This window comes from Salmonella sp. SAL4457 (genome assembly GCF_046548235.1).
Taxonomy (GTDB): domain Bacteria; phylum Pseudomonadota; class Gammaproteobacteria; order Enterobacterales; family Enterobacteriaceae; genus Salmonella; species Salmonella enterica.
Genome location: NZ_JBGDZO010000002.1, coordinates 255,086 through 275,778, shown reverse-complemented (window position 1 = coordinate 275,778; position 20,693 = coordinate 255,086). Strand labels below are relative to the sequence as shown.

At 48.9% G+C, this 20,693-nt stretch carries 18 protein-coding genes and 1 tRNA gene; 6 read left to right on the top strand and 13 right to left on the bottom strand.

Annotated elements, in window-relative coordinates; translation table 11 throughout:
• The first annotated feature begins 204 nt into the window (after positions 1-204).
• The gene (locus tag ACLJNW_RS08915) at positions 205-1,461 is read left to right on the top strand and encodes a nucleoside permease (protein WP_001049804.1); all 1,257 of its coding nucleotides are present in this window, start codon (positions 205-207) and stop codon (positions 1,459-1,461) included.
• Positions 1,462-1,522: 61 nt separating this feature from the next.
• On the opposite strand, the gene ACLJNW_RS08910 is transcribed toward ACLJNW_RS08915, so the two are convergent.
• Positions 1,523-3,658, bottom strand: a complete 2,136-nt coding sequence (locus ACLJNW_RS08910) for an ornithine decarboxylase (protein ID WP_023203803.1) — start codon at positions 3,656-3,658, stop codon at positions 1,523-1,525.
• Between the two features lie 424 nt (positions 3,659-4,082).
• Here ACLJNW_RS08910 and ACLJNW_RS08905 point away from each other — a divergent pair, with 424 nt between their 5' ends.
• Together ACLJNW_RS08905 and ACLJNW_RS08900 are read left to right on the top strand one after the other, a co-directional pair.
• Positions 4,083-4,790 carry a DUF554 domain-containing protein gene (locus ACLJNW_RS08905; RefSeq protein ID WP_000234462.1) on the top strand — a complete coding sequence of 236 codons (708 nt, stop codon included), beginning with the start codon at positions 4,083-4,085 and terminating at the stop codon, positions 4,788-4,790.
• A gap of 105 nt (positions 4,791-4,895) precedes the next feature.
• Positions 4,896-4,971, top strand: a tRNA-Phe gene (locus tag ACLJNW_RS08900).
• A gap of 158 nt (positions 4,972-5,129) precedes the next feature.
• Here the strand turns inward: ACLJNW_RS08900 and ACLJNW_RS08895 are convergent.
• From ACLJNW_RS08895 to ripC, 4 genes are all read right to left on the bottom strand, one after another.
• Positions 5,130-5,510, bottom strand: coding sequence for a VOC family protein (locus ACLJNW_RS08895; RefSeq protein ID WP_000582675.1), 381 nt, complete (start codon positions 5,508-5,510; stop codon positions 5,130-5,132).
• 64 nt (positions 5,511-5,574) lie between these two features.
• Positions 5,575-6,900, bottom strand: a complete 1,326-nt coding sequence (ripA, locus tag ACLJNW_RS08890; protein WP_077910371.1) for an itaconate CoA-transferase RipA/Ict — start codon at positions 6,898-6,900, stop codon at positions 5,575-5,577.
• A gap of 24 nt (positions 6,901-6,924) precedes the next feature.
• Complete coding sequence (gene ripB / locus ACLJNW_RS08885; protein WP_001094307.1) at positions 6,925-7,452, bottom strand: (R)-specific enoyl-CoA hydratase RipB/Ich; 528 nt, start codon at positions 7,450-7,452, stop codon at positions 6,925-6,927.
• A 23-nt stretch (positions 7,453-7,475) separates the two neighbouring features.
• The gene (gene ripC / locus ACLJNW_RS08880; protein ID WP_001112897.1) at positions 7,476-8,318 is read right to left on the bottom strand and encodes an itaconate degradation C-C-lyase RipC; all 843 of its coding nucleotides are present in this window, start codon (positions 8,316-8,318) and stop codon (positions 7,476-7,478) included.
• A 91-nt stretch (positions 8,319-8,409) separates the two neighbouring features.
• On the opposite strand from ripC, the gene ripR reads away from it, so the two are divergent.
• The gene (gene ripR, locus ACLJNW_RS08875; protein WP_000423175.1) at positions 8,410-9,288 is read left to right on the top strand and encodes an itaconate degradation transcriptional regulator RipR; all 879 of its coding nucleotides are present in this window, start codon (positions 8,410-8,412) and stop codon (positions 9,286-9,288) included.
• A gap of 47 nt (positions 9,289-9,335) precedes the next feature.
• Here ripR and ACLJNW_RS08870 read toward each other — a convergent pair whose 3' ends face one another.
• Positions 9,336-11,075: an arylsulfatase gene (locus ACLJNW_RS08870; protein ID WP_020437852.1), complete on the bottom strand. Its 1,740-nt coding sequence runs from the start codon at positions 11,073-11,075 to the stop codon at positions 9,336-9,338.
• A 68-nt stretch (positions 11,076-11,143) separates the two neighbouring features.
• The gene (locus ACLJNW_RS08865) at positions 11,144-12,328 is read right to left on the bottom strand and encodes an anaerobic sulfatase maturase (RefSeq protein WP_023203802.1); all 1,185 of its coding nucleotides are present in this window, start codon (positions 12,326-12,328) and stop codon (positions 11,144-11,146) included.
• A 511-nt stretch (positions 12,329-12,839) separates the two neighbouring features.
• On the opposite strand from ACLJNW_RS08865, the gene ACLJNW_RS08860 reads away from it, so the two are divergent.
• A complete protein-coding gene (locus ACLJNW_RS08860; RefSeq protein WP_001275363.1) occupies positions 12,840-13,523 on the top strand; it encodes a helix-turn-helix transcriptional regulator in 684 nt (227 codons plus the stop codon).
• Positions 13,524-13,626: 103 nt separating this feature from the next.
• On the opposite strand, the gene ACLJNW_RS08855 is transcribed toward ACLJNW_RS08860, so the two are convergent.
• From ACLJNW_RS08855 to ACLJNW_RS08840, 4 genes are all read right to left on the bottom strand, one after another.
• A complete protein-coding gene (locus ACLJNW_RS08855) occupies positions 13,627-14,184 on the bottom strand; it encodes a DUF3156 family protein (protein ID WP_000092989.1) in 558 nt (185 codons plus the stop codon).
• Complete coding sequence (locus ACLJNW_RS08850; RefSeq protein ID WP_000475960.1) at positions 14,162-15,661, bottom strand: APC family permease; 1,500 nt, start codon at positions 15,659-15,661, stop codon at positions 14,162-14,164. The genes ACLJNW_RS08855 and ACLJNW_RS08850 overlap by 23 nt, the downstream gene beginning before the upstream one ends.
• 208 nt (positions 15,662-15,869) lie before the next feature.
• Positions 15,870-16,244: a cupin domain-containing protein gene (locus tag ACLJNW_RS08845; protein ID WP_000542980.1), complete on the bottom strand. Its 375-nt coding sequence runs from the start codon at positions 16,242-16,244 to the stop codon at positions 15,870-15,872.
• A 14-nt stretch (positions 16,245-16,258) separates the two neighbouring features.
• On the bottom strand, positions 16,259-17,560 hold the full coding sequence (locus ACLJNW_RS08840) for an NAD(P)/FAD-dependent oxidoreductase (RefSeq protein ID WP_001092827.1): 1,302 nt from the start codon (positions 17,558-17,560) through the stop codon (positions 16,259-16,261).
• Positions 17,561-17,721: 161 nt separating this feature from the next.
• Here ACLJNW_RS08840 and ACLJNW_RS08835 point away from each other — a divergent pair, with 161 nt between their 5' ends.
• Positions 17,722-19,206, top strand: a complete 1,485-nt coding sequence (locus ACLJNW_RS08835) for an NAD-dependent phenylacetaldehyde dehydrogenase (RefSeq protein ID WP_024154695.1) — start codon at positions 17,722-17,724, stop codon at positions 19,204-19,206.
• Between the two features lie 135 nt (positions 19,207-19,341).
• Here ACLJNW_RS08835 and iraD read toward each other — a convergent pair whose 3' ends face one another.
• Both iraD and ACLJNW_RS08825 read right to left on the bottom strand, forming a co-directional pair.
• The gene (gene iraD, locus ACLJNW_RS08830) at positions 19,342-19,722 is read right to left on the bottom strand and encodes an anti-adapter protein IraD (protein WP_000988938.1); all 381 of its coding nucleotides are present in this window, start codon (positions 19,720-19,722) and stop codon (positions 19,342-19,344) included.
• Positions 19,722-20,207, bottom strand: coding sequence for an Hcp family type VI secretion system effector (locus ACLJNW_RS08825; RefSeq protein ID WP_000338745.1), 486 nt, complete (start codon positions 20,205-20,207; stop codon positions 19,722-19,724). Before ACLJNW_RS08825 ends, iraD begins: the two co-directional genes overlap by 1 nt.
• Between the last annotated feature and the right edge of the window lie 486 nt (positions 20,208-20,693).

Here is a 20,693-nt window from a genome sequence, read left to right as displayed (position 1 = left end):
CGCCTCTGGTTGGCAAATGACAGAGGCGGGAAAGGTAAAAGTGTTAACTCCGTCACCCTTTTGCTTTGCAATCAGAAATTGTTTGCAAATATTTGTCACAGGTAACAAAAAAAGCCCGCCTCTCATTGATAGAATCACACCAAATCACAACGGCAAATGTGCCTTTTAAAACATTCATCCGCTCTCAGGTGTGAGGAAATTAACATGAATCTTAAGCTGCAGCTTAAAATACTCTCTTTTCTGCAGTTCTGTCTGTGGGGAAGCTGGCTCACTACCCTGGGCTCGTATATGTTCGTCACCTTAAAATTTGACGGCGCATCTATTGGCGCAGTTTATAGTTCACTGGGGATTGCCGCCGTCTTTATGCCGACCTTGTTAGGCATTGTGGCTGACAAATGGCTGAGCGCGAAATGGGTCTATGCCCTGTGTCATGTTGTCGGCGCCATCACGCTATTCATGGCCGCGGAAGTCACTACGCCTGGGGCGATGTTCTTTGTGATCCTGCTTAACTCGTTGGCCTATATGCCGACGTTGGGCTTGATCAATACCATATCGTATTACCGCCTGCAGTCTGCCGGCATGGATATTGTGACTGACTTTCCGCCTATCCGTATCTGGGGCACCATTGGCTTTATTCTGGCGATGTGGGGCGTGAGTTTCTCCGGTTTCGAGCTGAGCCATATGCAGCTTTATATCGGCGCGACGCTTTCCGTTCTGCTGGTACTGTTTACCTTTACCCTGCCGCACATTCCGGTGGCGAACCAACAGAAAAACCAGAGCTGGACATCAATGCTGGGCCTTGACGCTTTTGCGCTGTTTAAAAATAAGCGGATGGCGATTTTCTTCATCTTCTCCATGATGCTGGGCGCGGAACTGCAGATCACTAACATGTTTGGCAACACCTTCCTGCATAGCTTTGATAAAGATCCGCTATTCGCCAGTAGCTTTATCGTGCAGCACGCCTCGGTGATGATGTCGATTTCGCAGATTTCTGAAACGTTATTCATCCTGACCATTCCGTTCTTCCTGAGCCGTTATGGTATTAAGAACGTTATGCTTATCAGTATTGTGGCGTGGATGCTGCGTTTCGGCCTGTTCGCTTATGGCGACCCGACGCCGTTCGGTACCGTTCTGCTGGTACTGTCGATGATTGTGTACGGCTGCGCCTTCGACTTCTTCAACATTTCTGGCTCGGTGTTTGTCGAAAAAGAAGTACGCCCGGAAATCCGCGCCAGCGCGCAGGGGATGTTCCTGATGATGACCAATGGCTTCGGCTGTATCCTGGGCGGCATTGTGAGCGGTAAAGTGGTGGAGTATTACACTCAAAACGGCATTACCGACTGGCAGACCGTGTGGCTCATCTTCGCAGGCTACTCGCTGGTGCTGGCCTTCGCGTTCGTAGCCTTGTTCAAATACAAACACGTTCGCGTTCCGGCAAGTTCGCAACCCGTTGCACATTAATCCTTGCCCTGTTTCGCAGGCCGGATAAGGTGTAAATGCCTTATCCGGCCTGCAGGCAACGTTACTTTAAAACATATCCGTACAAGCGTTGAATTCCATCGGCATCGGTCTCGCTATATACCCCCTGCAATTCCGGCGAAAAACCAGGCAACAGATTGATGCCCTCTTCCAGCGCCAAAAAATAACGCTGCGCCGCGCCGCCCCAAATCTCCCCCGGCACCACGCACAGTACGCCCGGCGGGTATGGCAATGCCCCCTCGGCAGCAATACGCCCGCCCGCCTCGCTGATACGCACCAGCTCTACATCGCCGCGAATAAAGGCGCTGTTGGCATCCTGTGGGTTCATCGCCACATGCGGCAGGCTTTCTTTGCGGAACATCGCTTTTTGCAGATCCTTAACGTCAAAGCTAACGTACAGATTGTGCATCTCCTGACATAGCTCACGCAGGGTGTAATCGCGGTAGCGCACCGGGTATTTCTGAAAAACCGTCGGCAATACATCCGCAAGCGGCGTATCGTCTTCAATGTGCCGTTCAAATTGCGCCAGCATCGCGACCAGCCGCGCCAGTTTCTCTTCGCTCTCGGCGGGCGTCAGCAAGAATAGAATCGAGTTGAGATCGCACTTCTCAGGCACAATACCGTTCTCACGCAGATAGTGGGCGAGAATGGTCGCCGGGATGCCGAATTCGGTGTACCGCCCACTATCGGCATCAATACCTGGCGTGGTCAGTAACAGTTTACAGGGGTCGACAAAATACTGGTCATCCGCATAACCCTCAAAGCCATGCCATTTCGCCCCGGGCTCAAAACTGAAGAAACGACGATTGCTGGCAATGGTCTCCGTCGGATGTGCCTGCCACGGCTTGCCGTCAACCACCAGTGGGATAAAGGGCTGAAGCAGTTTGCAACGGGCGAGAATGGCTTTACGCGCGTCAATGCCCAGCGCAACGCACTCCGCCCACAGGCGGCGACCACTCTCCCCTTCGTGGATTTTGGCATTGATATCCAGCGCCGCAAACAGCGGGTAGAACGGACTGGTCGAAGCGTGCAACATGAAGGCGTTGTTCAGGCGTTTGTGCGGGCAAAAACGCGCCTGGCCGCGAATATGGTTATCTTTTTTGTGGATCTGCGAGGTTTGTGAGAACCCCGCCTGTTGCTTATGTACCGATTGGGTCACAAAGATCCCAGGGTCGTTTTCATTAAGCTCCAGCCGCAACGGCGAGGTATCCGCCATCATATTGATAAACTGCTCATAGCCTACCCACGCGGAGTCAAACAGAATGTAATCGCAGAGATGCCCGATTTTATCCACCACCTGACGGGCGTTGTAAATAGTGCCGTCATAGGTACCCAGTTGAATGATCGCCAGGCGGAACGGACGCGATGCATCGGCGCTTTCCGGCATCACGTCACGAATCTGGTCGCGCAGGTACGTTTCATCAAAACAGTGCGCATCAATACCACCGATAAAACCAAACGGGTTACGCGCCGCTTCAAGATAGACCGGCGTCGCCCCGGCCTGAATCAGGGCGCCGTGGTGGTTGGATTTGTGATTATTACGATCAAACAGCACCAGATCGCCGCGCGTCAGCAGGGCGTTGGTGACCACTTTATTCGCCGCCGAAGTTCCATTCAGCACAAAGTAGGTTTTATCCGCATTAAACACTTTTGCCGCAAATTTCTGCGCGTGTTTGGCAGAACCTTCATGTATTAGCAGATCGCCAAGTTTCACATCGGCGTTACACATATCCGCACGAAACAGGTTTTCACCAAAAAAGTCATAAAAATGACGGCCTGCGGGATGTTTTCTAAAAAACTCGCCATGCTGGTGCCCCGGGCAAGCAAAGGTACTATTCCCCATGTCGACATACTGGGTCAGGGTGCCATAAAAGGGCGGCAGAAGTTCCGCTTCGTAGCGACAGGCAGCGTTTTCCAGCTCCAGCCATTCCTGCGCGTTCCCGCCGATTACCGCCGTAACGCCGACAGGCGCGCTGACGGGTTCATCCGCAAGCATAAATACCGGCAGGTGAAAACCGGTGCGTTTAAGCAACGCCAGAATACCGCTACGGCTGTCGGCAGGGGTAATGACGACTGCGGCCACATCGGTAAAGTCGGTACTGTCCAGCGCCACTACGTTTCGGTGGGTGGAGAGACGGGGGATGAGTTCACCGCTGGCGGCAATATTCATTGATTTCATAAGCGCAAATACCCGTTTCGGGAGTAGAGTAACCCCGGACAAGGCCGATGCCTTGCCCAACGAGATGCCGGGTCAAACTGGATACCAGCTCCGACCGCCAGACATCAGTAAAAACAGACTGTTTCTGATTTTACTGTTGTCCTGCAGTGAGCGTGCGCTGCCCTCACCGCATAGCGGGGACGACAAAAAAAAGGAAAGAAAGGGGCAAACCTCGCGCAGTCAGGCGACAGTGAAGACAATATAAAGGCGCTATGTTCATCCCGGCGAGCCCCATGCTGGCAGGAGAAATTTCGCGCAATCATGGCACCTTTCACCAGACGGCGCAAGGTAAAATCAGCGCTCTATACGTCACAGATAATCAAGCTATTAACAGCTTAATCGCGTGATAATAAGGCAATTTGAAAGACAAATAACAGGAGTCATTGTGGTAATTGGACCTTTTATTAACGCTGGCGCAATTTTATTCGGCGGCGTTATTGGCGCGCTGTTAAGTCAGCGTCTGCCAGAACGGATTCGCGTCTCAATGACGTCTATTTTTGGTCTGTGCTCTCTGGGAATTGGCATTCTGCTGGTGATGAAGTGCGCTAATCTTCCGGTGATGGTGCTGGCGACGCTGGTCGGCGCGCTTATCGGCGAGTTTTGTTTGCTGGAAAAAGGCATTAATGGCGCAGTCGCGAAAATCCAACAATTATTTATAGCATCGGGTAAGAAGCCGACACACGACTCATTTATTCAAAGTTACGTCGCTATCATTGTACTTTTTTGCGCCAGCGGCACCGGTATTTTCGGCGCGATGCATGAAGGGATGACCGGCGATCCAAACATTTTGATCGCTAAATCTTTTCTGGATTTTTTCACTGCCATTATTTTCGCCTGTTCGCTTGGCATCGCCGTTTCGGCGATTTGCGCACCGATGTTGATTATCCAGTTAACGCTTGCCGCCTGCGCCACCCTCATTCTTCCACTGACTACGCCGGCAATGATGGGCGACTTTAGCGCCGTGGGCGGACTGCTGCTGGTGGCAACCGGCTTGCGTGTATGTGGAATCAAAATGTTTCCGGTAGTGAATATGCTCCCGGCGCTGTTGCTGGCGATGCCGATCTCCGCCGCATGGGCGATGTTTTTTGCCTGACTCTGCGTGCAATAACAACAAAGTGGTGATAGATTGTGCAGTCTACGTTGATTTGAAGAAATTTCGTTGACGAAGCGAGGCGATTACGGTTTAATGCGCCTCGTTGCCCGGATAGCTCAGTCGGTAGAGCAGGGGATTGAAAATCCCCGTGTCCTTGGTTCGATTCCGAGTCCGGGCACCACCTTCCCTTTTTTATGCTTTCTTATGAATTCCTCGATGTCTTCAAGTCAATAAGTTTGAACATAGACTCTTTCCAGAAATTATTGCCATATGATCTCCATTAGACCAATATAAACGGATGCGTGATCATAATAAAGGCAGTAATAGTAAGTTTTAACATTAAACATACTGCGAAATTTCAATTAAGTTTCCATCAGGGTCCCTGATGTAGATAGACATTATCTCGCCTGTGGCTCCAGTTCTCTCAACCGGGCCTTCAACAATGGAAATGCCTGCCTGTAAGATCTCAGACACAACATCATTTATCGGTGTCGATGTAATAAAACATAAATCGGCAGATCCCGGCGTTGGTCTACTCGCTTTTGGTTCGAACTCCATTTCTTGCTGGTGGAGGTTAATTTTTTGCGCTCCAAATATTAACGCTTTTCTGTTTTGTTTAAATGTTACCGCAGAAAAACCAAGTACCTCTTCGTAGAATCTTATTGTGGTTGATATATCAGATACCGTTAATACAAGGTGATCAATTCTGTCAATTATCATTTGAATAGACTCATGATGTTTATATTTTAGGGATGCTACATTAAAAAATAGCATTAACCTACTTTTAAATCAGATGCATTTTTTTTGCATCTACTCTAAGTTGCTGCCGAAAATTGGGATGTGCCAATTCAATGATGCTGAGCGCACGCTCGGTTGAAGAGAGCCCCTTCAGGTTTACGGAGCCAAATTCAGTGACTATCCAGTGCGTATCCGTTCGTGGGGTTGTTACAGGCCCCTCAAGGCGGGGAACAATACGAGAAATCGTATCATTCGCGGCCGTTGAGCGGGTCGTAATAATGGAACGACCTCCTTTAGATGCATATGCGCCTCTGACAAAATCCAATTGCCCTCCTGAAGCGCTGTACTGGTGTCCAAGCAAATATTCAGAGTTACAGGCACCAGTGAGATCGATTTGTAAGGTAGCGTTAATGGAGACAACATTCTCATTTTGCGCAATGATCCCCGGATCGTTAACATAATCGACAGGCCGACTAAAAAAAGAGGGGTTGTCGTTGAGATAGTCATACATATCCTTTTGTCCCATAGCAAAAGTAAATACAGACATTCCCCGGTCGATATTTTTACGCTGATTGGTAACGACGCCTTGTTGAATCAAACTTACCAACCCCGGATTCAGCGCCTCTGTATGGACCCCCAGATCATTATGTTCCTTGAGCGCATTACAGATGAGCTCCGGTAATGCGCCGACCCCCATCTGGAGACAAGCGCCATCTGGCACAAGAGAAGCGATAATCTGACTGATAGCAATATCTTCGGCTACGGCAGTACGTATTGGTAGTTCAATTAAAGGGACATGGTTTTCAACAATGGCGTCAATTTCTGAAATATGGACTGCAGCACCTTCTCCATGAACGCGCGGCATATATTTGTTAACTTCGACAATAAGCTTTTTAGCTGTCCTCGCAATCCGGGTGGAATAATCGTTTCCAGTTCCAAAATTAAAATAGCCATACTTATCCATAGGGGACACGGTGTGAATAAAGGTATCAATACCAATATCATCAGCCAGTAATCGCGTCGCCTGATGAAAATTTGAAGGTACATAGTTAACTATTTTTCGCCCGGAACTCTCAATCCCCTGACGTATTAAAGCCCGTTCAATACCGGTAATAAACATACTGTAGAGATGAATATAGTCACTTAGCTCATAACGGAAAATAGTGTTCCCGGCAATGCTGGCTGTTTCATAACAGTAAACCCGCAGATCGTTGATTTCTCCCCTTTTCGCTCGCTTTGCCAGCGCATTCAGCAAAGCTGGAGGCTCTGCTGCAAACATTCCCATAGAGAGGTGACTGCCGGAGGTAATTAAAGTAACCGCCTCGTCAGGCGTCACGCATTTTTCGGCATACACTGCATTAACATTCATCATGACTCTAAACCTCAGGGCGATTTCTCAATAAGCAGCGTCTTCTTCAGGCGAACATCCACAGCAATAAACTAACATTGTTCGTTCGAAGCGCATGACCTCTACACCATTCTGGTTAATACCACATGTCCGAACGGTAACGATGCCTTGTCCCGGGCGACTATTTGACAGGCGTTTGCTGAGTACAGTGCTTTCAGCATAAAGTGTATCCCCTGCGAAAACCGGATGGACGGCTTGTACCTTATCCCAGCCAAGATTGGCCACGACCTTGGCGCTGACAGTACGCACGCTCATACCGGTTAAAAGCGCCAGAGTGAACGTTGAATCAACCAGTAACTTTTTCCATTCCGTTTTGCTGGCGTAAGCCGCATCGAAATGGACCGGCTGCACATTGAGAGTGAGCAGGGTAAACCACACATTATCAGCGTCCAGAACCGTCCGGCCGGGACGATGTTCAAAAACATCACCGGGATGAAAATCCTCCCAGTAAAGACCCGAAATTTCTCGGTAGCGCCCCTCGCTAATGGTTTTATAAGCGGGTAATAACGTGTTCATAATCAATTCCTCTGTTAATAAAATCAGGAAAAGATCCCTGCCCGGGCGAGTAATCTCCGGGCCTGACGGGCAACGGCTGCATCTATCATCATGCCGCTAACGATCCCGACGCCTTTGGCATTCTCTGTCAGTACTGCACGAGCATGATTAATTTCTGCCGTTGTAGGAGTAAATGCGGCGTTGATTACACTAATCTGAGCGGGGTGAATAGCCGATTTTGCAGAAAAACCAAAACTGAGCGCCTGCAGCGTTTCCTCTTTCAGACCTGAAAAATCGCCTATATCAAAGAAGGGAGCATCTATTGCAAGAAGCCCTTTCATAGCGCAGGCAGCCACTATTCTGGCCCGCGCCAGCGCAAGAGGCTCCCAGGCGGGTGTGGCGCCAATGTCAGCCGCCATATCTGCGGCGCCAAACATCAACCCGCAGAGTCTGGGGGTGGCGTCCGCAATAGACTCTACGGCATTAAGCCCAACAACTGACTCAATAATGCCAATAAGGCGAGTATCAGAACCAGCCATCATGATAAGACTATCCACGATTTGCAGGTGCGCGGCTGACTCTGTTTTTGGAAGAATAATGTAATCAGGAAAAAAACGGCATTCCAGTAACATATGCAGGTCTTCAATGCCAGCATGAGTATTCATTCCATTAATTCTTAATGCTATTTTCAGCGATGAGTTTGGTCGGGATGAAAGGAACTGCATCGCAATTTTCCGGGCCTGCGCCTTGTCATTCGGGGTGACGGAATCTTCAAGATCGATAATAGAAATATCCGCCGCACTTTCAACTGCTTTTATGAAACGTTCTGGTCGAATTGCTGGGGTAAAAAGCCAGCTACGTGTCGGTGTATGAGAAATATCGGGCATATTGCACCTCCTGTTAACCTCACTATGCGCTCGCTGGTTTCATTCTTCCAATATATGATAGTGCCATTCTTAATTGCTTTTGGAGATGAGGATGGAACTGCGCCATATTCGCTATTTTCTCGCCGTCGCTGAAGAGCGGCATTTCACGCGGGCTGCGACAAAATTAGGCATAGGTCAGCCGCCGCTAAGCCAACAGATTAAGGATCTGGAAAGAGAGCTGGGAGCGCAGCTATTCCGGAGAGTGCCTCATGGCGCGGAATTAACCGAGGCTGGAAAAGCATTTTATGATGTTGTTAAAGGGATGCCTGCTACCGCGACAAGAGCCGTGCTGGCGGCGCAGCGTGTCGCCAGGGGGGAGTCGGGCGTGTTAAGGGTGGGTTTTACTGCCTCTGCGGCATTTAACAGTGTGGTGCCCAGCGCAATCCGTACTTTCAAGCGGGCTTATCCTGACGTTCGTTTGCAGCTTGAGGAAGGAAATACAACCCAACTGGCTGATGAATTGAATGAAGGATCGCTGGATGTTGCCTTTCTGAGACCCGGTTTTACAGGCAATGAACGGTTCCAGCTCAGGTTACTGTCTGAAGAGCCAATGGTTATTGTGCTGGCAGAAACGCATCCTGCTGCGGCGTGTAAACAGATTGCACTCTCGATTCTCAAAGATGAGTTTTTTTTACTCTTCCCACGTGAAATCGGCCTGTCGCTTTATGACGCAGTGATCAAGGCCTGCGGTAAAGCGGGCTTTGAACCGAAAATTGGTCAACTCGTGCCGCAAATTTCGTCAGTCATTAACCTTGTGTCGGCAGAGATGGGCGTGTCGATGGTTCCAGATTCAATGAGACAGGTTAATGTCAAGGGAGTAGTATACCGCCCCGTTGCAGACCAGATGCCCGTCGCAAAGCTGGCTCTGGCATACCGGCGCGGCGATACATCGCCAACGCTGAGAAACTTCATCCTGAAAGTCACTGGCTGAATGCGGTTATGTGAGCGTTGAATAATCATTTGAAACGTAACCAATAATTATTGGTCCGATTTTGTGTCTAAAGGAATCGCTAACGGAGCAGGAACTGGCTGCAATGTCTGTGGATCGACAGCCAGATAACGCCCGGTTTTACTGTCGATACCCACATAATCGATAAGCTTGCCTTTGGCATAAAGCACCATTGTCTGTTTTGCAAATGCCTCATATGCGCTGCTCAGTATTTTCACTTTATCCGCATAATTTGCTGCGAGATTATGCGTTTCCAGGGGGTCACGTTGCAGGTTGAATAATTCCCATGGCGCATTACCCGCCTGTGGGAATACTGTGACAAGACGACGCAATTTCCATTCCCCATCTATCCAGGCCGCCTGATTATGGAGTTCAACACCATATTGTGTGCGAGGCGCGTGCAGACTTTCACCGGTCAGATAGCGTTTAAAACTCACGCCGATCATTGGCAGTGTCGGTCTTTCAGATAATGATTTACTGGCATCAATACCTGCAAATTCATAGAGCGTGGGCGCAACATCATACGCCGCCATCGTGGCGTTATCTATGGCGCCATGATGGATGATACCAGGACCGGAAATCATAAAACTGGTATTAATTCCCCCCTGACCGCTGGTCGTTTTGTGATAGCGACCATAAGGCGCATTGCTGACATCAGCCCAGTGGGGACCATAAGAGATAAATGAATTTTTACGACCAATATTTTCGTAACTATTATCGAATTGCTTCCAAAAATCTGGTTCAGATTCATAGTGAAAGCCCTCTGCCGGATTCACCCCATTATCACTTAAGAAGACCAGAATCGTGTTTTTATCGCGCCCGGTCTTTTTTAATGTCTCAATAACGGTACCAATCTGTGCATCCATATTGGCGATCATAGCAGCGTAAACCTGCATCACCTTCGCCGTATATTTCTGCTGTTCCGGGGTCATCGCCTGCCATTCTTTATCAAGTTCCAGTCCTGGCAGAGGTATGTCATCACGCAGGAAACCCAGTTTCTTCAAACGAGCAATACGCTGACGATAGACGTCTGCATAGCCCTGTTCATACTGACTTTTAAAACGACTAATCCATTCATCCGGCGCCTGCAGAGGATCATGTGGCGCAGTAAAGGCCAACCACGCGAAGATAGGTTGTTCCCGTGGCGTCTCGCTGATCCAGCGATTAATCTGGCTGGCATAGGCTTCGCTGGAGTAAAAACTGGAGGGCAGTGAAATGCGCTGATTGTCACGGGTATAATAGGTATGAAATATCTCCACGGTTCCCAGCGGCACGGCATCATCAAAGTGACTGGCGCCTCCCCCCATCAAGGCGAAAGAATGACGAAAGCCCCGATCTTTTGGCGTCGAGCCTGGCGTAAAACCAAGATGCCATTTACCCGCCATCAGCGTATTGTAACCAGCATCTTTAAAGCGTTCAGCCATGGTCGTCACCCGATCAGTCAGGCGCAATTCATAGCCTTCCTTACCTATGGTATTTTCATACCACCACATACCGCCTATACCCGCTTGCTGACTGGTGTTCCCGGTTAATAGCATCGCACGGGCGGGAGCAGACATGGGAGACGTGTAATATTGACTCATCCGCACGCCGTTCTCAGCCATCGCCTGCAAATTAGGCGTTGGGATTTCCCCACCGAAGGGAGTGATATCAGAATATCCCATATCATCAGCGATAATCACGATAATATCAGGACGTTCGTTTTGCGTACTGTGTGCCGTACCGGAGAAGATAATGCTGAGTGTGGCAAGTGTTACTTCTTTTTTCACGGCTTATTCTCCATTTCAGACTACGGATGTTGTACAAGAGCGGCAGGCAAATGCGGCAAGAGGGACCATCAGCCCGAAAATCTGCCCATAACGTCAGCACGCCAGGCCTTCAGTCCATTCAGATTCCGGGGCCAGGCGCGTAGCGGAGCCAGAATCTCCGTGAAAAAAGAGTAATAGCCGCTACAAAGTCGGTTGTAGCCGGCACTGTTGATATGTGCGGGGCAGCCTCCCTGGCAGACTATTTTCACAGAACACCGTTGACACTCCCGGCGCTGGCTTTTCTTAATACCAAAGGGAAGCCGGGTTGCGGAATCTACGGCTGGCGCTAACGTATTATTAGCAAGCTGTCCCAGGTAATGCTGGCTATTAATCAGATGATCGCAGGCATAGAGTTTGCCGTCCGGCTCCATGACCAGATTCGTGCCGCAGCGGGCGGAATGGACACAGGTGGCGCTGATATGCGTAAAATATTGTGCCCATGCCTGTTCAATGTTGATCACAAAAACCCGTCCCATATCGCCGCGTTTGCGCCATTGACGCCAGATATCAATCATGAAACGTCCCCAGTTATCCGCACTCAATTGGTAACGTTGCTGTAGGGCGTTGCCTTCGTTCATCAGTGGCTGAAATTGCAGATAACGAACGCCAAGGCTAACAACATGATCGTAGATGGCTGCCGCATGGCGAGCCATGTCATCATGCACGACAATCAGTACATTAAAATCGACTCGATAGTGTTGTAACAATGTGATTCCCCGCAACACCGCCGGATAGCTGGCCTCGCCGCGTTTGCCCGGACGATGATGATTTTGCAAGTCTTCACTGCCCTCAAGACTGATGCCAATAGTAAAATTATTGTCGCGAAACAGACGGCACCAGGCATCGTTTAACAACGTCGCATTCGTTTGCAGACTATTACTGATCGTCACGCCGTCAGGCGCATATCGTTGTTGAAGCGCTATTACCTTTTTATAAAAACCGATTCCGGCTAAAAGCGGTTCACCGCCTTGCCAGACAAAATTAATTTCACGCGCACTGGCAGGTTGCGCCGCAATATAGCGACAAATAAAAATCTCCAGCGTTGATTCATTCATTTTTTCTACGGGCGTTTCGCCCTGTGGATAATAACAATAGCGGCAGGCCAGATTACATGCAGGGCCTATGGGCTTTGCCAGAATATGAAAGGGTATCTGCGCGCGATATTCCGTCATTACGGGGATTTGTTGTTGCCGTAATGTGTTGAGATTCAACATTATTCTGTCCTGTAGTTATCATTTCTGATGCGGAGACATGACTCACATTTCGCAATAGCGTTCGTCTGGCGCTGCGGGCAGAATGCCGAGAGCAGGCTGTATCTATTGATACGCCGGTTTTCTGCATAGCGCATGACGCTATTGAAACGTTATTTAGCAAATCCTGTCTGAGCCAGAAATTAAGTCTCTGTTAACCTGCGCTATTACAGAAAATCATAGAACAGTCGTCTCAAAAGAATATCGTCCTGAAGGACGAGAACTCACGGCATTTTCAGGAGATGAGTCAACCGCGACAGAAAAAAATCATATTAATAATTTTAAATTATTTTTTAGAAAACCAGACAGGATTTAAATTAAAATCATTTATTTTCAAGATGTTATAAAAAATACCGCAACATACGTCACATTATTAACATGTGAATGATTGTGTTAACCGAATGTAAATTGTATGTTTCAACATACCACTATTTTACTGCGCCCCGACGCGCTCATCCGGATGGAAGGAGATAACATGTCAGCCTTATCAACTACTGGCCATAATGACGGGATCACTCTCCATTGCTTACAGAGCATTGCGCAACTCATTCCTCTGTCGTCGGCGGTTTTTTATCGTGTTAATGCTTATTTAAAGCCAGAAGCCTATGTTTTACATAACATTTCTAATAGCACACACCAACAATATCTGGAGCATTTTCAACCATTAGACCCGCTATCGCCTTCCCGGTTCGGCCAACAGGTTGTTACCGTAGCGACGATGACGCCCGGTATCTGTGCCCGACATCGCCATTATTATCATGAATTTATGCTACCTAATCATGTGTGCGACATGATTGAGATCTTTATTCGTCGGGGCCATCGTATTATCGCGGGCATTTCATTAATGCGCGATATACCTTTTTCCAGCGAAGAGCGTTTGCGAGCCCAGGCAGTACAACCATTACTGGGACTGGCGATTCATGATTCTCTTCAGGAAGACAACGATCTGGAGTCAATATTGACCGCCAAAGAGCGTGAAATTGTGGGAATGGTCTGCGAAGGGGCCAGCAACAAATTGATTGCCCGTCAGTTGAATATTTCTCTCTCAACAGTGAAAACGCATTTACGTAATATTTTTGCTAAAACAGAAGTGATAAATCGCACGGAACTGGTTTCCCGAACCAGAATGTCTTCGGTACAACATTCACAGCATATGTGAAAGCGTGCTTTTTAACCCGCGTCAATTGCGGGTCTTTTCCCCATTGTCATATATGCCTGAATTAATACCACTCTCTGATCTGATGCCTCAATAAAATGTCATATTATCTGGCGTCGGTATCCTGTTGCAGCCATTGATTCATGGCCTGATTGATCATATTTATCACACTAAGCAGAAGAACACGCTGGTGCCGCTCAAGCCGCAGATAACGGCGCAGCGGCGGCATTTTACAAACTACTTCGCTAGCAGCCCATAGCTCAATGCTGCAATACCATTCCTTATGATGTAAAACCAGCGTAAACCGACGATAATCCAGTTCACTCAGTGCCTGTTGTAAATTGGGGAAACAATTAAGATAGTTAATCAGCCCGGCGGTACTTTTGCTGCCAGTAAAAATGACGGGATAACGTTTCAGCCATCCGGGCTGATGAACGCGAATTTTGCCCTGCAAAGGATAATTGATTGTGCCTTTCACCCTGAATTCACAACTGTGAATACTGGCCATGAATAACCGTTTTTGCTGAGCATGGCAGATAACCTGGGTAAATGCATTCAGATGCAGCACGGCGCTATGTTCGGTCAATTTTTCACAACGCCAGCCGCTCAAATCACGTAACACCATATTCATTAATGCGTTCTTAAACCAGGGGGCGGAGGACATCTGGCGTCATCTCTTCATTGTTTCGCTTTTCATAATTGCCCATCGCCCGTTCCACGACCTCTTCTACCGGAAGCGGGAGGAAAGGATTAACCCGTTGCACACATAATGTCCAGAATAAGGCATAGGCGGCAGTCAATCCAAGCATAATACCGAATGGTATAAGTACATCCCGACTGTTCATTCCTGGAGGCGCGATATTAATAATGGCGATAATAATACCCACGCTCGAAATAATCTGAGGTAAGGGAAACCAGGGGGCCCGGTAAGCGCGTGGCAAATCGGGGCGCCGAATACGTAAGATAACGACCGATAACGTTACCAGCAGATAAGCTACCCCCCAGGCGCAGACCGCAGCGAGGATCAGCGGAACAATGTGGTCGATATCACCGTTCAGATACCAGGCATGTAAACAGGGAATCGCAACACCGAATGCGATGGCGATGACCGGTGTTTTAAAGCGGGGGTGCAACCAGGTCAGAAACCGCGGCAAAGCGCCGTCCAGCGCCATGCCGTATATAATACGCGGTACTGCCGCCATTAGCGTATTAATCGTCGCACATCCCGCTAACAACAACCCCACGCCCAGCCAGTATTGCCCGACATGTCCCATGACACGATTGGCAAAGGCGGGAATAGCCATCGGCGTATCCAGTAAAAAGATATGGTTTGCCGCATCGACAACCACATTATTTACTTGCCGGTTAATCGCAGCGCCATAGAGGAACATACAACCTGCCACCGCTAAAAGGCCAAGCGCCATCGCTCTGGGAATCGTACGATGCGCTTTTTTAATTTCCGGCGCCATTGGCGTGACCAGTTCACAACCGACGAACATAAACATCGCCATGCCAATATAACCAAACAGACCAGAAAGATTACTGACATCAAGCGGTGCGCCAAACCACCCGGAATGATGAGTGACCGGGGATAACAGGATCCCGCATAAACCGAAGATGGTCAGGGTAGTCCACATACCGAATGTAAGAAACACTTCCACCTTGCCAAATACTTCAACACCAATGGCATTCAGTAACCCGAAAACCACTACCATGCCGACGCCAACCATCCAGGTATTGTGCTGCATGGCCACGTGTTCGCTAACAGACTCAAAGTTCACCAGCGCCATGACGCCAGCGAGAATCGTTTCTGCCGTGCCGGCAAAAATGTGTACGATCAGGTAAGCGCAAAGCGCACCGGTGATAGCGAAAAAACGCCCCATCCCGCAGGAAATATAGTCGTAGACGGAGCCAGTCGTGGGAATAAGCGTTGCCGCTTCGGCAAAGGTGGTAATCTGCGCTTGCATCATAATAAATGCCAGTAATACCGCAAGAGCAAAGGTATCTCCCCCTGAGCCAAAACCACTGGTCACGGTCAGGATCACCGGGCTTGCCATAATCAGCCCGACGGAGCTGGCAAGCGTCGTGGGGAAACCAATAACGCCACGTTCAAGATGGCTGGCAAGTCTGTTTTTAAACATGGTCAACCTCTTCACTATTATTACAACAATAAATTACCGCTCCGGAATAACGCTTATTTATGGCAGGCACCGTATCTAACAGGTATCGTCCTGAAGAGGGATAACGGTAAATAACGTTGTGACGCCGTCCCCGCATGCGCTAATAGCAAGTGGGGAGCGCGTTATTCTCCCCAGTGATGCCAACGCTACTGACGAACAATTAAAGGATTCAACCCTGCTTATGGCTTTCAACGTTTGCCAGATAATGTTTTACAAAACGGGGCGTTAAAACTTTCCATGCCACTTCGGTTCCCTGTTCAACAAACCAACTATCGCCTGGTGAAAAACGTATCGGTTCCTGACCCGCAACAGTGAGTTCCACTTCCCCTTCCAGCACGGTTGCGTGCTCGGTAAAGGGATAAATCATAGTGAAACCGCCGCGGGTCGATGAAAACAGTCCACAGGTAAATACGTCCTCAGGTTTACCGTAAATCATCGCAACGGCGACCTGGGGATCGCCTTCTGTTGGCAACGCCCCCAACAGGCTGACACTCCCGATTGGCTGTAATTCAGGAACAGGTTGATTGAGTTTAAAAGCGTGCATTAATGTTCTCCTGGTTAATTCCGGCCTTTCCAGAAACCGGCTGTTTGATGTATCAGTTTTCCCGCACTGACCAGCAATAGACGTAGACTGTCGCGACCATAAATTGTCGCGTGGGGAATGCTACTCATCAGACGATACCGCTCGGAACCGCCATTTATTCCTTCGGCCAGGATTTTGCATACAATATGGGAAGGCGTGACGCCAAATCCGGAATAACCCTGAACATAAAAAACATTATTGTGTTCACGAAGCGTGCCAATCTGCGGAAACAGATTCGCGCTACAGGCCATCGGTCCGCCCCAGGCAAAATCGATTTTAACGTCTTTCAAATAAGGGAAGACCTCCGTCAACAGAGTGCGGTTCCAGGCAGCAAAATCGTGCGGGGTATATTCAAGAAACCTTGTGGCGCTGCCAAACAGCAGACGGTTTTCTTTTGTGAGACGGTAGTAATTTATAACCGGGCGGATATCGCTAAAAGCCCCGCGCAAGGGACTGATCCGCTCAACAAGCTCGCTGGAGAGAGGTTCTGTAGAGACCTGATAAGAATAAGTAACCAGCGTTTTCTTATAAATTTCTGGTTCCAGATTATTGAGAAAACTATCACAGGCCCACAGCAATTTGGCTGCTTTTACGCTGCCCATCGCAGTACGTACCCGCACAGTTTTACCGTAACTGACCTCAACCACAGGTGAATATTCGAATATCTTCACCCCCAGCGAATTCGCAGCCTGAGCGGAGCCCAGCAATAAATTCAGCGAGTGGACATGCCCTCCCCCCATATGCTTGAGAACACCGCAGTAGACGTCGGAACCGATAACCTGCTGCACGTCTTTACCGGTATAGAGTTCAATATCGTCTTCCGGCGTAGCGGCTTTGAATTCTTTTTCCCATTGTTGCAGCGTTTTTAACTGCCGCTGGTTGTAGGCCAGATAACCATATCCGGGGACAAAATCAGCATCAATATGGTATTTACGAATTCGCTCCCGAATAATGCCTGCGCCGAGGTTCGAGATTTTAAACAGCGTCTCCATTCCCGCTGCGCCTACATATTTTTTAACGGCTTCGATGTCGTGACCTATACCGGCCATTACCTGACCGCCGTTTCGCCCGGTGCCGCCATACCCAAGATGGCGGGCTTCCAGAACGACAACATTAGTGATCCCCTGCTCCGCCAGTTCCAGCGCGGTATTGATGCCTGAAAAGCCACCGCCAATGATCACCACATCGGCATCAATATCCCCTTGCAGAGCAGGAAAATGCAACGGGTATTTTTTCGTCGCGCCGTAGTAATTCAACGCATCGATTTTTGTATTCATCGCGTTACCTTGTCATCACGCTTGACTAAGACCGCTATCACAGCACGGTAACGTTTTACAAAATATCGTCCGGAAGAATGACGTTCTTTGGAACGATATTCAGTTCCGAAAAAGTATGTTGGGATGGAAAAACGTATATTCCTGACCTACAGGCACTTCTGATGAGCGATGTGACATTACTTGCCGAAGTAACGACTTTTTTACGCCAACGACACGGACAATTTATTGCAGGTGAACGTCAGGCCGGAAACGGCACGAACTTCTCGGTCACTAACCCAGCCACCGGCAAAATCATCGCCGACGTTGTGTCGGCAACCCCTGCGCAGGCAGAACAGGCCATGCAGAGCGCCAGACGGGCGTTTGATGTCTGGCGTAAAATGCCAACGTTACAACGCGGCGCATTACTGCTGAAACTGGCTGATACTCTTGCCGCTCATCGTGAAGAGTTAGCTCAACTGGAAAGCGTCTGTTCAGGTAAAACGATTATGCTGTCGCGCGGTCTTGAACTCGATCAGTCAGTGGCCTTCCTGCGTTACTTTGCCGGTTGGGCAGGAAAAATAACCGGTGAAACGCTGAATGTCTCCCTGCCATCAATGGGAGAAGAGAGATACACAGCGTTTACCCAACGCCAACCCATTGGCGTGGTCGTCGGTATTGTGCCGTGGAATTTCTCAATTATGATTGCTATCTGGAAACTGGCCGCAGCGCTGGTATGTGGCTGCACCATCGTCATTAAACCAAGTGAATATACCCCGCTGACACTGCTGCGAGTCGCTGAGCTGGCTAAAGAGGCAGGTTTCCCTGATGGCGTAATTAACGTGGTAAACGGTGCTGGCGGTGAGATAGCGCAACAGCTGATCGCGCATCCAGATTGCGCCAAAGTGAGTTTCACCGGGTCAGTTGCGACAGGTGAGAAAGTCCGGCGTTCGGCAACATCGTCAGGAAAACGCGTTACCCTCGAACTGGGAGGGAAAAATGCGGCGCTGTTTCTCAATGATCTCTCGGCACAAGCCATGGTCAACGGTATTCTTGAAGCCGGTTATCTGAATCAAGGACAGATTTGTGCTGCCGCAGAGCGTTTTTATCTGCCCCAGGAAAAACTGGATACGGTCATGACGCTCCTCAGGCAACGGTTATCGGAGATCGTGCCCGGCTCGCCTTTAGATGAAAAAACGGTGATGGGCCCGCTGGCGAATCAGGTTCAGCTTGAAAAAGTGCTGCGTCTGATTCAACGCGCACGGGAAGAAGGGGATACCATTGTTTACGGCGGTGAAACTTTACCCGGCGAAGGGTACTTTTTACAGCCGACGGCGGTAAAAGTGCGTAGTAAAAACAGTACGCTGATGCACGAGGAGACCTTTGGCCCTGTCTGTAGCTTTATCGGTTATCAGAATGAAAAAGTGGCGCTTTCGCATATCAACGCTTCGCCATTCGGCCTTGCTGCAAGTGTGTGGTCGGAAAATATGTCTAAGGCATTACGCTACGCTGAAGATATTGATGCTGGCATGGTGTGGGTCAATATGCATACCTTCCTCGATCCCGCGGTACCCTTTGGAGGGATGAAAGGATCGGGTAGTGGTCGTGAATTTGGCAGCGCGTTTATTGATGACTATACCGAACTTAAATCTGTCATGGTCCGTTATTAACCATCCTGAAAATGATGCAGGCAGATCAACCATACCGAAAGGTGGACTGTCTGCCTGATTATCAGGTTCGCTCGCTGCGTTTTTTTGCTTTTGGGATAATGTTAAACGCCCGGCCCGGCGTTCCTTCCTGCATTACTAGCGCCATCTACCGTTAGAGTAGGCTATCTCCAGCCTTAACGGTTCAGACTCATCCTGTAACATCGCTTCCAAAGACAACGCCAGCGTCTGATGATGGGCATCTTTTACACTGACTTTCAGCATGTTGATGCTCGGTTCATAACGTAAAATAGCAGCGCGAAGCTCACGGCAAAACCAGTTGAGAACCCGTTTGTCACCCACATTCACCTCGTGCCATTCCGGCATACCCCGAGTGAGCAGCGGCGGTAATGTCTCGCCACCTGGCACGGCGCAAGAGTTGAATAAACACATTAACTTGCGTCGTACCAATTCATGTGGGCTTATCCCCTCAACCAAGAGCCTGTCGAATAGCGCGACCGGAATGGTTGGCGTCATCATCATTTCCCTATCTGGTCCATCGCCAGATCCCATACTGACGTTCTGGACTCCTGTTGAGCGCCGTCTGATTTCTCGGCAGTGATTTGCCATTTGATTTTCGTGAAGTTCAGCGACATCGTTTCCACCGGCTTACCGCCGGCGCCGCCGCTAACACTGAGTTGTGATATCAGCACGTTTGTCAGGGTATAAACGATAAGCGACCGCATTTTGCCGTCGTCATTGCGGCACAACGTCAGCACCGCGGTTCTAATTAGCCTCCCGCTACAGCAGTACTCATTGAGCACAGGCGTGGCGAGGTCGACAAATTTGGTGAGCGACATTTCACCAACATGCGCACGCCCGGAAGTCCGCTCGGTGAGGCTAATATCGTTATTTACCTGCATTGCCACATTGTGGCTATAAGACATGATCTCTATCTGATCTTCAAAGCCTTCAACCTGGCTTTCGCCTTTGATATTGTCGAGCTTTAAAAAAATCGCATCCATGATTTATCTCCTTGTTGATCAAGTGGCAGTTCAGCAGCCAGACGAATACCAGCGGCCAACGCTTGTGACTCTTATTAAAAGCGCAACTACCAAAAAACACAGCGTGAAAAACGCCAGGTTTGCAGGGATTTTGCCGACGTTTACCCACGTCTGATGAACGTTATTCCGCTGGTTGCAAAGCAATAGAGGGTTTTGGCCCGCTGTGGCCAAATACAATTGAGGTTATACTGAACGCTCTCTGCCATATTCAATCCCTTTTATCGCAAAGTATCCCTGGTGCCGGTATCACAGCGTCGTTATTCAAAAATTGACATTTCAGAATAATAATCAGCTATATATAAAAAACACATCAAAAAGCAAATATCAACTTAATTTTTACTTATTTAATAAAAAAATCCAAATTGATTTACATCAATTAACACATACAAAAACATTAAAAATCAAAGCGTTAAATAAAAATTAATCACTATGGAAATTTTATTTTTC